Below are 14,503 nucleotides of genomic sequence, written 5' to 3' on the forward strand. Positions count from 1 at the left end.
ATAAGACAATTTTTAAAACCGCCTTATTTATTGAGTTTAATTAATTTTAAAGAAATCATCGTCTTCATCCTCCACGATAGACAAACGTGGTTTTTTCTTTCAATTATGTTTTGGCTGCTCTGGATAATTGTTATCATTTTCTAGCTGATTTGAATCACTTGATTTTTGTTCTAAAATCTGATCATCTTCTAGTATATTGCTATCAAGTTCAAAATCTTCATCATCTTGTATTGGTTTAATGTCTTTTTCTTGTTGCTGGCTCTCATCTATGATATCAAACTGAATTTCATGGTCAGCTTCCTCAATTGGATGAATTTCAATTTTGCTTTGTTCTACCAGCTCATGACTTTCAGCTTGAATTGTTTCAGAAACATTATTATCATGATAATCATCTAAATGATTTTTAGCTAGCACTTGATCTTTATTCGAACGATCATCTAGACTATTATCGACATTTTCAAGTGGCTGACTTGCCGAGATAACAAAATCATCGACGTTAGCTTTTTTGGAATTATCTGGCTCACTTTTAGCATTAATTTCGTAGTGGATGTTTTTTGATTTAGCTTCAATTTGTTCTTGTCTATTTTTTTCACGTTTCTTTTTTGACATGCTAAATCTTTGGAGTTTTTTATCACTAACAAAGAAAATAAATATAGACAATGCTAGTATTAGAATTGCCACTGTAAAGCCGATAGCAATACCACTTCGATTACCAGCAAAGCTAAGAATTGCGAAAATAAAAGTTCCAAAAACACCCGGAGTGTATAGATTTGGGAGCGCCGGATCTTTAATTTCAGTTTTGCCTTTAAATAATTCAAATCATTTGGTAAAAATAACATTGAAGGCAGTATGATGATTATATTCTATTCCCTTTAGTTCAATTGTGTAAAAGACCATACTACCAATGGCAATTAACGATATGTATCAAAAAATTAGACGACCGAGACTAAAATTAAAAACCGAAAACTTAAAAGTTTTTTCCAAATTAAAAATCTTGTAAATAGCAACAAATAAAATTAGAGCATAAAAAAGTGGGGCAAACATCCCAAATATTACATTTAGTGTATATGAGTGAATGGTGCTTAACCCTTTAATATTAATATATGAAATAATAGTGAAAAACGTCGTTATTAATATAACAACGGTTCATAAGAAATTTTTATCCCGAGTGGCATAATATGTTTTCTGTTTCTTTGTTTTTTTGATGTGGTTTTGATTTTCACCATTAGTATTATTTAACATAGTTTTCCCTTTATATGTTATCACACAAACTATATTTCATACAAGGTAATTACCACAATTGGTTCTTTATTAATCATTTTTGACGTTTTTCTTTTAATTGTTTTTCGCAATTTTTCTTGAATTTCTTTTAGTTTAATTTCCTGTGGTGTTTTATCAGCAAACTCTTTATAAAACAAATCATTAACGATTTTATTAACAATATCCTTATTTTCTTTGGTTAAAATTCCATATGAAGCAATTTGCAAGTCATTAATCGGTTGTTTTGTTTTAAAATCGATAAGCGAACTAATGGCTAAAACTCCATCCCGTGATAGATTTTCACGCTCATTAATCACCTCATGTGAGATGTCGCCGATGCCAAGACCGTCAATAACAACATCACAAACCAAACGAATGCTATGTTTTTGGCTAACAAGTTCATTATTTACAAATTCAGCAACTTTACCATTTTGTAAAACAAGGCAATCATTTAAATTCATTCCAACTTCACGAGCAACTTCTGTTGCCACGACTAAATAACGGTATAGTCCTTGAATGGGAATAAAGTACTTCGGTTTAAGAATACTCAAAGCATTGCGAATATCTTCTTTGGCAGGATTACATGAATAGTACTGATCTGAGCCTAGTTCAACTAAATTTGGGGTATTTCTTGCAATTTCGTCTAAAGTTAGCGCATAGTTAACTTCAAGGCCGTTGACTGGCGGTGCAATAATAATAACGGCGTCATTATTTTTTAGCTTTAAATATACATCATTATTAGATGCAATACGAATAAATCTAAGATAGAGTCTTTCAATTGCTCCGGTCACTAAAATAACTGCATTTTTTACTTCATTAGCAACTCGGTAGTCAATAAATTCAGGTCATTGTAAATCTGGATTAATTTTTGCGACTAAATTAATTAGCTGTGAGTATGTTCTACCATAAGTGATTACAGGACGGTTATATTTTTTCGCTAAAATTAAAATCTCATGAGCCGTAATCATATCCTCATCATATAAACCGACAATGATTCGGGCATCATCTGGAGTTTCTTTAAATTTATACTCAATTTTTTTAGAGATTCATAACTTATCAATGCTTTTACCTTTGTAGGCACTGAAACCAGAATCCATAATTAGCATCTGAAGTGGCTTATTATTGTCAATGATTTTCTTAATAGCAGAGTAGTTGGTTTTCCCGTAAGGTCCAAGATCGCCATCAACAAAGTTCACCATAAATAAAATATTTCCCTCGTTGTACTCAAAGTTAAATCCAACCTCACCTGGTAACCCCCCAGCTAAATCAAAAGCCGTAACCTTAACATCATTAAATTTCATTGAGTCACGAATTACTTTAATTTCATAATTAGCATTTTCAATGTTATATTTTGAAATTCGATCTAATAAGACAATTTTATTAAAAGCGCTAGTATAAACTTTTAGGTTTTTAATTTTCATTAAAAGCCAAGGAATAGCAGAAAATGTCGAATTGTGCACATCAGTTAAAAATAGTCCAACAATGTCTTTCTGTCTTTTTTCAAGAAACTCATAGTTGCAAATTAGTGTGTCAATTCCATTGTGAGCATTAATTGGTACTTTAGTCCCAGAATTAATAATAAAAATCTTGCCATTAATTTCTAAAATGTAAGCATTTTTACCATTTTCATCTAAACCACCTAAAGCAAAAAAATTTATTTTATTCATAGCTATTCTCCTCCATTATTTTTGTGAAAATGTCATGGTAATATTAACAATTAATAATGCTAATTTTATCAAATTATAAAAAAAATAAGCAATTTGTTAAAAAAGTTATTGACTTGCATTTATGAAATTGAAAATCTATATAATTTTATTGTTATGGAATTAAAAAAATTTATTAGAACAGTTGATGATTTTCCAGAAAAAGGTGTCAAATTTAAGGACATATCATTATTGCTAGCAAATGGAGAAGCACTTCACTACACAATCGATAAAATGGTTGAATTAGCTAAAGATGCTGATATTATTGTTGGCCCTGATGCCCGCGGTTTTTTATTTGGAACCCCAGTAGCGGCAAAGCTATCAAAACCTTTTATTATGGTGAGAAAAAAGGGGAAACTTCCAGGAAAAGTTATTAGCTGCAATTATGGACTTGAATATGGAAAAAACATTTTGGAAATTCAAAGTGGACTAGTCAAGGCTAAACAAAAAGCCGTAATTATTGACGACGTTTTAGCCACCGGCGGTACACTTGAAGCCATTACGAAATTATTAAAAGAACAAGAAGTTGAAATATTAAGAATAATTGTTTTAATGGAATTGGAAGGCTTTGATGCTCGCAGAAGATTACCTTTTGATATCCAAAGTTTAATATATATTGAAAAAGACGGAGAATAAAAATATGAAAACCTACAATTCATATGATGAAGTAGAAGAAAAATACAAATGAGATCTAGAAAGTATTTTAGAGAACAAAAGTTTTGAAGAGCTGGAGAATGAATATTTTCAACTAATAGAAGAAGGCATTTCTATCAAAGACAGCAAATATGATTCACTAGAAAATTATCTAGAGTACCTTAAATTATCAGAGAAGGTTTTAATTCTAAACAACAGAATTAGTAACTACTTATCAAACAAACTAAACACAAACATTGTTGATCCAGAAATAAATATGAAAGTGGCTCAGTTTGAATTAAAATCAGCTGAATATGCTAAAAGAGCTGGTTCAGAAGTTAATCGAATTGCAAAAAATCAAGATAAAATCAAAAAATGATTAACAGACCCTCGTTTAAAAGATGTCAAAAAAGATCTTGAAGCTAGTTTGGAAGAACTAAAATATAAGTTGGATGAAAAAGTTGAAACGTATTTAAATGATACAAGTAGCGGTAATCCTTCACCAGAAGAAATATTTTCAGTATTAACTGATAGTGAAATTGATTTTGGATATGCAATTTCAGCTAAAGGCAAAAAGCATAAAATTACTGAAGCAACAAGAATGTCATTGCTAAAAAGTGATGATGAAATGATTAGAAAGTCAACTTATTTTAATTATCCTAAGGCCTTTCTAAATCATAAGCAATCACTAGCAAAAATGCTATATCAACATTTCAAAGAAGCATCAGTTCAATCACTATACCGCGGTTATGACTCAACACTGCAATCAATTCTATCAGTAGATCACGTTGATGAAAAATTGTTAAAAATAATTTATCAATCAATTCAAAAGAATATGCATATTTTTAGAAAATTTTATAAAGCTAAAGAAAAGTTCTTTTACCAAAAATTTAATAAAAAAATGCAAAAATGAGACAATAATGTTGATTTAATTAAATTAAAAAATCATTACAGCATTGAGGATGCTCAGAATATTCTGCTGCAATCGATAAAGATAATGCCATATGAATACTATGACACAGTAAAAAAAGCGATTGAAGAAAGATGAGTTGATTATGTAAATGTTCCTGCTAAACGCAGTGGGGCATATTCAATTGGTGGATCTTATGGTATTGATAAAAAGTTTATTTTAATGAATTTTGATGGTACCTTACATTCGGTTAACACATTATGCCATGAAATGGGACACTCAATGCATTCATATTTTTCCGATAAATGTCAACATCCTTTTAGAAGTCAATATCCAATCTTTTTAGCAGAAATTGCCTCAATTTTTAATGAGTTATTACTAAATGATTATTTAAATGAAAATGCCAAGAGCGAGGAAGAAAGATTTTATCTGCTAAATCAAAGCATCAATGACTTTATTGGTACAGTCCTAAGACAAGGTGCATGATCAAATTTTGAATTCGATGTTTATAACCGCATTGATGCAAATGAGGCAATCAACACTTATGAAACCCTAGAAGAGATTTATGTAGAAAATGCTAAAAAATATGCAATTGATCCTAAAAAAGTAAAAATTGGTGACCCAACTAATGTTTATGCAGTAATGGTTCCACATTTCTACTACTACTTCTATGTTTATAAATATGCTCTAGGCTACATTGTTGCTAATGTATTTTTCCAAAAGTATAAAACTGAAGGCAAGACAGCATTAGAGAACTATATTGATAAATTTCTAAGTGCTGGTGACCGTAGCTGGCCCGCTGAAATTCTCAAAGATGCTGGCGTTGATATTTATTCAGAGCAAATTTACGATCAAGCATTTGAAATACTAGAAGATAAAGTTAACAAATATATTAAATATGGTAAGAAAATTTTTAGTAAATAAAAAAACTCAAGTTTCGCGCTTGAGATTTTTTTATTATAATTTTGGTTCAATTTTTGCTTTAAAGAATTTAGTTCTTTGGAAGTAGTGAACAAAGATGTGTTGTAGGATAGTTCAAATTCCACCGAAAATTCAGTAAATTTGAAGCCCGGCACTAAATAGCACACCAATTCCAATAAATATTAATGAGATAATATTAAATTTACGTTTTTCTTTTTTCAGTGCTTCTCGTTGGTAGGCATCAGCCCGTAGTGATTTTTTCTTTTTAATGTTAAGAATCTTCGGCATATATTGCGCTAAAGCTTGGACGGCAAGTGAAATAATGATAATTGGTAAATAACTAAATTCCCGATTTGAGAATACCCGACTAATTGATGTTGCTGATAATTGAATTCCATAGATCGTTGCTTGTTTAATTTCAGGCGATGTTGAAATAATTCTGAACACAACAATAAGAATCGGCAAGGTAATAAACATCGTGGCCATTTGACCCCATGGGGAGATCTTCTCTTTTTTGTAAAGCTCACTAATTTCCAATTGTTTACGTTGGTTCATTTGCTTATCATTTTTATATTCAGCATATTTGGCTTCAATTTTAGCTTTCTTTTGGTTAAATTCTTCCATTTTGGCTTGACTGAATAGCGTTTTAAACGAGATTACAAATGTTAGGAATCTAACAATGATAACAATAATAATTAATGCTAAAATGACACTTCATCCAGTAGCTCCTAGGCTTGACATAATGGCATTCATTAAGGCATTAACTGGATATACAAAGATACCATAAAATGGACCTTGTTGTCAATATTCTTTATAAGTTGAAATTGGCTTTTGTGGAACTACTGCACCACTGTTATATAGTTGACTAATTCATCTTTGATCATCGTAATTACCTAATTCAGTAATATTATTTTTGGTAAAGACAGTTTCATTGTCAACTTTATAGGCACTGCTTGAGTATCTTAGTAATTCTAAGTACTGTCTAAATGGAATAATGGATAAACTTGATATTCAGAATAGGTTCATTCCTTCTTCTTCACTCAAGGTATTTTTACCGATTTTGTTAGCAAAAGATTTAATGTATTGATTTCAGTGGCTAACAATTTCCTCTCTGCTTGAGTTTTCAGATGTACCCAGAAGTTCTCTTAGAGTAACTTTTTTATTTATCTTTTGCGAATTATTATTTGGGTCAGCAATTGAAACGTTGTGGTCTAGGTTTTTCTTATTTCAAATGAATAAGGTTTCCTCTAATAGAATTTGAAGTAAGTCTCTTAGTAAGATATCTTGAACAGATGAGCCACCTTCTATGGTTGAAAGTAATTTTCCATATGTAAATTTTTGAAGTGATTTATTATCCAAGGTAGAGCTTCCATTAGCGTCTCGAATTTGATCAAATTCCACACTAGTTGGAATTACGATTTCACTGAAGTTAGAAACTGGATTGTATTTTTTTGTTGCCCCAAATCCACCAGGCTCTCCTAGGTTAATGTAGCTGTAGCGATTATTTCTTTTATAAACAAAGTCAGAATTTTCGCTTATGGCTCCAGTGTCACCATTAATATTAGCTCAATTTTCTTCAAGCGATATATTTGAAGTATAGCGATCGTTTTCCTTAAGTTTTCTTAAAGTTTGAAGTTGTAGAGCAAATGAATTACCTCCATATACTCCAAAACCATCAGGATCACCAGTATTTTTATCTTGTTCTCTAATTTCTTCCAAGGCCTTAGGATCTTTTAAACTTAAATAGTTATTGGCAATAATATTACGCTCATTAACTTTATTTGGTAAGAAAAATGAATTGGTTGCTTCATTGTATCTAAAGGTAATGATGTTTGGTGATATTTTTTCTTTTGAAACATATAATTCTTGTCCAGAGCCAACTTTAGAACTAGATTTAACTGCTAGTGACTGCACGCAACCTACTAAACCAACGGTAATGAAAATAATGATAATAACAATTTTAAGTCATTTTCAAACTTTAGTTCAAACTTGCTTTGGAGCTTTTTCTTTTGGGCCATTACTGCGAAAATCTTGGTAATGCTTACTGAAATCTTTATCTGCCATTAATTATCCTTTCGTATAAATCATATATCTCATTAATTTTTTGGTTTCATTCTAAATTAAAAAATGTTTTTCTAGCAATAATTACTGTTTCATAATTAATTTTACTAATATCCATTTGTCTTAGTATTGATCGAATTTGGTTTTTGAAATGATTTCTTTTAACAGCATTCGCAAATTGTTTTGGAATGGAAATCCCAACTTTGAAAAAATCTGCTTTGTTAAAATAAATAATTAAATTTTTAGAAATGACCTGATGTCGTTTATTAAGAATTTTCTGAAATTCTCAATTCTTTTTAACAATATTTTTTTTATTCATGCGATGTTAAAATAAAAAAGATATCAAACTATTTCTCGTCTGATACTGTTAGTTTATGTCTACCTTTTGCTCTTCTAGCTGCTAAAACTTTTCTTCCGTTTTTAGTTTGCATTCTAGCCATAAAACCATGAACTTTAACGTGTTTACGTTTTTTAGGTTGATAGGTTCGTTTCATAATCTCTCTCCTCACAAGTTTTTTAAATACTAAAACTTAACTTATTTTATCAAATTAAAGAAAAAAATAATTAAATATATCAAAGTTAAAAAATGCTGCTAAGAAAAATAATTATTTATTATCAATAAAATTACAAATTACTTAATGTCATTAAATTATAATATATTAAGTATAAAGGACTTAAACATGAAGAAAAAAATAATTTTAACAATCATTGATGGTCTTGGCATTCGCAAAGAAATTCAAGGTAATGCTTATGCTCAAGCTCATCACCCTACCTTCGATAATTTATTCAAAAATTATCCTAACTCAATAATTGCGGCCTCAGGTGAAGCAGTAGGACTTCCTGAAAATCAGATTGGTAATAGTGAAGTTGGGCATCTAAATATTGGTGCAGGAAGAGTAGTGTATACTGGGCTTTCTTTAATAAATGAAGCAATTAGAAACCACAGTTTTTATGAAAATGAAGTACTAAATCTAGTTATTGATGAAACAAAAAGAGATGATAAAACTTTACACATTATGGGACTTCTAAGCAATGGCGGTGTTCATTCACTAGATCTTCATTTATTTGAAATTCTAAAGCTAGCACACCAAAAACATTTAAAAAAGGTTAGTGTTCACATCTTTGGTGACGGTCGGGATGTTAAGCCGAAATCAATTCAAGGTTCACTTGATAAATTGAGTGAACTGGTGAATGAATATGGCTATAAAATTTCATCAATCTCAGGCCGATTCTATGCAATGGATCGAGACAAAATCTTTGAACGAAACTTACTATCGTATGAAACAATTTTAGGAATTTCAAAAAACAAATTTGACAATATAAATGAATATGTTCAATCACAATATTCACAAGATATTTTAGATGAGTTTTTTATTCCTGCTCAAAGTCGCGGTGGCTGATTTTTAGAAGATGGAGATTCAGTAATTTTCTTTAATTTTAGACCAGATCGAGCAAGACAATTAAGTCATTTAATTATCGGCTCAAAATTATATGATTACAAGCCAACAATATCAAAGAAAATAAAAAACTTTGTCTCACTAATGAAATATGAAGGGATTGATTCAAAAATTGCTTTTGAGGAAATGAAAGTAGTAAAACCGCTGGGAGAGATTCTAGAAACAAACAAAATAACACAACTAAGATTAGCAGAAACGCAAAAATATGCTCATGTAACCTTCTTTTTTGACGGTGGTGTTGATAAGGTCTATAAAAATGAAAATCGAATATTAGTTAATAGTATTAAAGCCGAATCATTTGCTGACTATCCACACATGTCAGCTAAAGAGATTACTGATGAGCTAATTAACAGTATTGATAAAAATGATTTTGTTATTATGAATTATGCCAATCCAGATATGGTTGGACACACAGGTAATCTAAAAGCAACAATTGAAGCAGTAGAATTTCTAGATAAGCAATTTGCAAGAATCTTGGATCTCGTTCAGAAACGAGATGAAATTACCTGATTTATTACCGCCGATCATGGTAATGCTGAAATAACTGAAGACAATTCAGGAAAACCAGCAACAAAACACACAACTAGTCCAGTAATGTTAATCTCAACTGATAAAAATATCAAATTAAACGATGGAAAATTAGCGGACATTGCACCAACAATTTTAGAATACATTGGAATAGAAAAACCTGAAGAAATGACAGGTAAATCACTTTTAAAGTAGTTTTTTAAGTGCAAGCAAATTTTAAAATTACCCTAAAAAATTTATTTATTATTCAAAAATATGTTAAAAAAACAAAAGACTATATAAAATAATATATTATGAATCCAAACTATGTATATATTGACTTTGAAGCAATAACTAACCCATTTGCCCGACTAATAAACATTCCTAGTGGAACACCTTATGCTTATACTCTAGGTTTGCTAGATGATAAAAATACCTTTAAGGTAAAGACTTTTATTATGGATTTTAAAAAACATGCAACTATTAATTCAATGTGAGCAATTATTAGAAAAAGAATTTTACAAGACATTAATAATATTAACCAAAAGCTAAGCATTAAGAATGTGATCTTCATTGGACACAACCCAGTTTTAGAGAACAAATGCATCAAGAAATTATTTCCTGAAAACAAAGTTGAGCCATTGATTCAAAAAACAACAGTATCACTGTCAAAATTAACTGCCAAATTCTTTAATAAAAATTATTTTTCAAAAACAAAAAATGTAATTGAAAGTACTAATGATAATTACCTAAAAAATGCACTAATTGATAAAGATGGGGCGATTGCTTCTTTCCTGGGCTACTGACTTTATGTAAATTCACTAAAAAATTTACGAGCTAATGATAAAAAGAAAAAATTTCTAATCGAATTAAATGAAAAAAATATTTTAAAAGAACTACACAAATATTCATATGATGATGTAGTAAAAATGCTATACGTAGCATCACATCCAAATGACATTGAAAAATGAATTAAGGAACTTTCGAATAAACGCGAATTACTTAAACAAATTAATAATTTAAATTTAGATGAAAAACTAACAGTAAAAGATATAAAAGAAAAAATATGAAACTTATAATGAGGTAAACATGAATTCACTAAAAATTCAAAAAAACATTATAAGGCGTATTTTTCCGCAAAGTAGAGCAGATTGAAAATTATACTTTGCCAAAACAATACCAATTGTTGTTGGAGAGATTTTATTCTGTTTGAATGGATTTTTAGATAACTTCATGGTTACTAGCATTACAGGCGGAATCGACGCCTTGACCTACGCAAATACCTACACCGGTATTTTATATACAATATTCTTTGCTATTCAAGGAATTGCGGCAATGTTTGTTGGACAGTATTATGGAAAAAAAGACTACGATAAAGTAAAACAAATTATGAACCTAAGAATTTGGATGCACTTAGTAGTCGCCTTAGCTTTTTCTATCCCTTCATGAGCTGCCGGTAGGCAGATGATTCAGATCATTGGCAATCAAAACATAAATCAAGAAACACTACAACAAGGCACTAGCTATTTATGATTAATTACAATTTCTTGAATCATTACTGCCTTTAACTTTAACACTAATATGCTTTTAAATGAAACTGGTCATTCAAGATTTGCAATGATTTCAGCTACTTTGACATTGCTTGTTAATGCATCAATTAATGCGATCTTTATTCTTGGACTAAAAAGACCAGCCTACTATGCTGCTGTTGGTTCAATTGTTGGAGCAGTAGTTTGCTTAATGAGTGATGAGTTGCTAACTTATTTCAAAAACAGAAAAATTTTTATTAATTTATTCAAACTATTTCACATCTCTAAAGTTGTGGCAAGACAAATACTAAGAAGAAGTCTAGCCATGCTAATTACAATTGCTGCTATGATTACCATTCCACTAAGAACAGTAATTTGAAGCAAAAGCTTTCCTGATGATATTGTCAATGGTTCAGGAATCGGACAGAGATGAATGCAAATCAATGGTGTTACAATTTTAGGATTAGTTGATAGCCTTTCAACTGTTGCCTCTGCTATTACCAGTGTCTGCTCAAGCAATGTCTCTTACTTTGTCGCTAGTAATTTAGGGGATGATAAATTTGAGGAGGCGGAAAAGCACTCACATGCTCTAAAGGGATTTCATGCAATCTCTGGATTTATTATGTCAACAATAATGTTGTGCATTGTTTTGGCAATTGCTTTCTCTTCGGCAACATCAAAAGGAACAGTTGACGGAGTTTATAATGTGTTTTACAACAAAGAAAACAAAGATTATATTCTCAGTGTATTCAACGAAAGCCCAACTCAAAATCAGGCCTTAATTCAGTATATTAATGCTAATGGTATTCCTAGTCCAAAACAATTTGTGGAATATGATTCATGAGTTCAAAATGCAACTGAAATGACAAAAGCCGTCTTTAGAAAAACATTTCTGCTATGTTGTTTTACCTTTTTAGCCTTTAACCCGATCTGATGCTGATTTTATACATCAGCCGCTCTTCCAAGGGCTGGTGGAAGAAATAACATTGCTTCCTTTACCATGTTAGGGGCACAATGACTTTCATTTGTTTGACTAATTATCATTGGTTTTGCAATTGTTATTCCGCTACGCAATACTTCAAATTCACTTTCTCTAGAATTAGCATACTTTATATTCTATTCAATTGACATTGGTCGTTTAGCCATTTTTGAGATAGTTGCCTGAAAAACTAACTGAAAAAGAAATATTACCAATGAAACTGAAGTGTTAACTAAATAAGAAAAAATCATCGCCACACTGCGATGATTTTTTTATTTGTGATATTTAATGTTTTTTTGAATGGCAAATCCGCGATAGATCTGCTCCACTAACATTACGCGAAATAGTTGATGAGGAAAAGTCATCTCTGAAAAACAAATTCTGTTTTTGAAAAACTCTTCAATTACTCCGTTGCTTCCACCAATGATAAATGTCAAATTATCTTCAATTAAAATTGAAGAAAACTGCTCACTACTCATAGTTTTTCCATGCAGTGATAGATAGATTACTTTCGAGTTTTTAGGAATTTTTTCTAATATTAACTTAGTTTCTTTTTCAATTTTCAAATTAATGTTATCATTAACAACTTCTCTAATCTCAATTAAATTAATTTGACAAAAAAAAGAAATCTTTTTGACATATAAATCATAGAGTGCTTGATATTCTTTAGTTAGCGAACCAACAGCAATAATATTAATTTTCATTTACTATTCGACGATTGTTAATGTGAAAAATTAACATTTGAATATCAGCAGGGTTAATACCACTAATTCTTGAAGCTTGACCAATGGTAGTTGGTTTAATTGTTGTTAGCTTTTGTTTTGCTTCGGTTGCTAAATTTTCAACAAGGTAGTAATCAAGGTTTTCAGGAATTTTTAGTGATTCCAATCTTAACATTTTTTCAGCTGCTGTTTCTTGTTTTTTTAGATAACCAAAAAGTCGAACTTGAATGGTTAACTCTTCAAGATAAGGAAAATTTTTACCAACAATATCAGTTGGATCAACACCAGGATTTGATAGTAATTTTAAATAAGAAATTCCGTTGCTAATTTGGTATTTCTCAGCTAAAAATCCTTTTGAAGATACATATTTATTTTTAAGTTCCTCAATTGTTTTTTGAATAAAGGCATATTTTTCTTTAATAGCATCATATTCTTCTTTCGAAATCATCTTGTTTTGATAAGCATACTCGCTTAATCTTTCATCAACATTGTCATTTCTTAGCAGTAAACGATATTCAGCACGGCTTGTTAGCATACGATATGGTTCGCTTGTTCCCTTAGTAACAATGTCATCAATTAACACGCCTATATATCCATCACTTCGCTTGATTTCCATAACCGGCATTCCATCAAGTTTGTTAGCGGCGTTAATTCCCGCAATTAATCCCTGAGCTGCGGCTTCTTCATAGCCACTTGTGCCATTTGGTTGACCGGCAGAGTAGAAATTAGCAATAATTTTGGATTCTAAAGACTTATATAAATTAATTGGGTTAATAGCATCATATTCAATTGCATAACCATATTTTTGAACACGAGCATGCTCAAGACCAGGGATTGAAGCAATCATTTCATCTTGAACATCTTCTGGCATTGATGTTGAAAGACCATTGATGTACATAATATCACCGCGTGAAGTTTCGGGTTCAAAAAAGATGTGATGAGTTTCTTTATCGGTGAAGCGAACAATTTTATCCTCAACACTTGGACAGTAACGAGGTCCAACGCCTTGAATGATTCCCGAATAAAGTGAACTTTTATCTAAATTTCTTAAAATTATTTCCTTTGTTTTGGCAGTGGTATGAGTTAAATAGCAACAAGTTTGTTCATCTAATTTAATTTGACTTTTTTTCGAAAATGAAAGCTCATTTTTATCCAAAATTTCTTTTTCAACTTTTGAAAAATCAATACTATCAGTATAAATTCGGCAAGGAGTTCCAGTCTTTAGTCTTAATAGTTCAAAACCATATTTTTCCAAGCTTTTTGATAAAGTAGCGTTAGTTTTTTCACCATCAGGGCCATCATATTTTATACTATTGCCACGCAAAATACGTGAGTTCATATAGACGCCAGTTGTCATAATTACTACTTTTGAGAAAATATCACCATGAGCTACACTTTTAACGCCTTGACACACGCCATTTTCAACAATGATGTCATAAACTTCATCCTCTAGTAGTGTGATGTTTGAATTTTTTAAAATATCTTCATAAATTATTTCGCTGTATTTTTCTTTATCAATTTGCGCTCGCAATGACCAAACCGCTGGACCTTTCGAAGTGTTTAGCATTTTAATTTGGATCATTGACTTATCAGCAAAATATGCTTGAACGCCGCCTAGGGCATCAATTTCTCTAGTAATGATTCCTTTAGCAGATCCACCAATTGAAGGATTACATGGAAGCATCGCAATTTTTTTGGTGTTTAAAGTAACAAGGGCAACACTAAAATTTCGCTTTGCTATGGCATAGGCGGCTTCAATTCCAGCATGACCTCCACCAATAACAATTGCATCAAATTTATTATTCATTATTTTAACGATTC

General features: G+C 30.8%; 12 protein-coding genes. 5 read left to right on the top strand and 7 right to left on the bottom strand.

All coding sequences use genetic code 4. The features are described from left to right. Window positions 1-36: 36 nt before the first annotated feature. Window positions 37-1,242 (bottom strand): hypothetical protein, encoded by a 1,206-nt coding sequence (locus HGG64_RS01165; protein ID WP_169580143.1) that lies wholly within the window; start codon window positions 1,240-1,242, stop codon window positions 37-39. A 29-nt stretch (window positions 1,243-1,271) separates the two neighbouring features. After that, window positions 1,272-2,927, bottom strand: coding sequence for a ribonuclease J (locus HGG64_RS01170; RefSeq protein ID WP_169580144.1), 1,656 nt, complete (start codon window positions 2,925-2,927; stop codon window positions 1,272-1,274). 153 nt (window positions 2,928-3,080) lie between these two features. Between HGG64_RS01170 and HGG64_RS01175 the strand changes: the two genes are divergently transcribed. Both HGG64_RS01175 and pepF read left to right on the top strand, forming a co-directional pair. Beyond that, complete coding sequence (locus HGG64_RS01175) at window positions 3,081-3,599, top strand: adenine phosphoribosyltransferase (RefSeq protein ID WP_169580145.1); 519 nt, start codon at window positions 3,081-3,083, stop codon at window positions 3,597-3,599. A 4-nt stretch (window positions 3,600-3,603) separates the two neighbouring features. After that, entirely contained in the window at window positions 3,604-5,430 is a 1,827-nt protein-coding gene (gene pepF / locus HGG64_RS01180) for an oligoendopeptidase F (protein ID WP_169580146.1), read from the top strand. Between the two features lie 33 nt (window positions 5,431-5,463). On the opposite strand, the gene yidC is transcribed toward pepF, so the two are convergent. From yidC to rpmH, 3 genes are read right to left on the bottom strand one after another with little or no spacing between them, the layout of a single operon-like run. After that, window positions 5,464-7,491, bottom strand: coding sequence for a membrane protein insertase YidC (yidC, locus tag HGG64_RS01185; protein WP_169580147.1), 2,028 nt, complete (start codon window positions 7,489-7,491; stop codon window positions 5,464-5,466). Continuing rightward, the gene (gene rnpA, locus HGG64_RS01190) at window positions 7,481-7,807 is read right to left on the bottom strand and encodes a ribonuclease P protein component (RefSeq protein ID WP_169580148.1); all 327 of its coding nucleotides are present in this window, start codon (window positions 7,805-7,807) and stop codon (window positions 7,481-7,483) included. The genes yidC and rnpA overlap by 11 nt, the downstream gene beginning before the upstream one ends. Before the next feature lie 28 nt (window positions 7,808-7,835). Next, window positions 7,836-7,982, bottom strand: coding sequence for a 50S ribosomal protein L34 (rpmH, locus tag HGG64_RS01195; RefSeq protein WP_169580149.1), 147 nt, complete (start codon window positions 7,980-7,982; stop codon window positions 7,836-7,838). A 186-nt stretch (window positions 7,983-8,168) separates the two neighbouring features. Here rpmH and gpmI point away from each other — a divergent pair, with 186 nt between their 5' ends. From gpmI to HGG64_RS01210, 3 genes are all read left to right on the top strand, one after another. Continuing rightward, window positions 8,169-9,668: a 2,3-bisphosphoglycerate-independent phosphoglycerate mutase gene (gene gpmI / locus HGG64_RS01200; protein ID WP_169580150.1), complete on the top strand. Its 1,500-nt coding sequence runs from the start codon at window positions 8,169-8,171 to the stop codon at window positions 9,666-9,668. A gap of 98 nt (window positions 9,669-9,766) precedes the next feature. After that, window positions 9,767-10,531 (top strand): DUF2779 domain-containing protein, encoded by a 765-nt coding sequence (locus HGG64_RS01205; protein ID WP_169580151.1) that lies wholly within the window; start codon window positions 9,767-9,769, stop codon window positions 10,529-10,531. Window positions 10,532-10,541: 10 nt separating this feature from the next. Continuing rightward, complete coding sequence (locus tag HGG64_RS01210; protein WP_169580152.1) at window positions 10,542-12,200, top strand: MATE family efflux transporter; 1,659 nt, start codon at window positions 10,542-10,544, stop codon at window positions 12,198-12,200. Window positions 12,201-12,232: 32 nt separating this feature from the next. Here the strand turns inward: HGG64_RS01210 and HGG64_RS01215 are convergent, their stop codons facing one another. Then, complete coding sequence (locus tag HGG64_RS01215; RefSeq protein ID WP_169580153.1) at window positions 12,233-12,664, bottom strand: 23S rRNA (pseudouridine(1915)-N(3))-methyltransferase RlmH; 432 nt, start codon at window positions 12,662-12,664, stop codon at window positions 12,233-12,235. Then, window positions 12,654-14,489, bottom strand: a complete 1,836-nt coding sequence (gene mnmG / locus HGG64_RS01220) for a tRNA uridine-5-carboxymethylaminomethyl(34) synthesis enzyme MnmG (RefSeq protein ID WP_169580154.1) — start codon at window positions 14,487-14,489, stop codon at window positions 12,654-12,656. Before mnmG ends, HGG64_RS01215 begins: the two co-directional genes overlap by 11 nt. Window positions 14,490-14,503 lie beyond the last annotated feature (14 nt).

The sequence above is a fragment of the Mycoplasma phocoeninasale genome, from assembly GCF_012934885.1.
In the GTDB taxonomy this organism is placed as follows: Bacteria; Bacillota_I; Bacilli_A; order Mycoplasmatales; family Metamycoplasmataceae; genus Metamycoplasma; species Metamycoplasma phocoeninasale.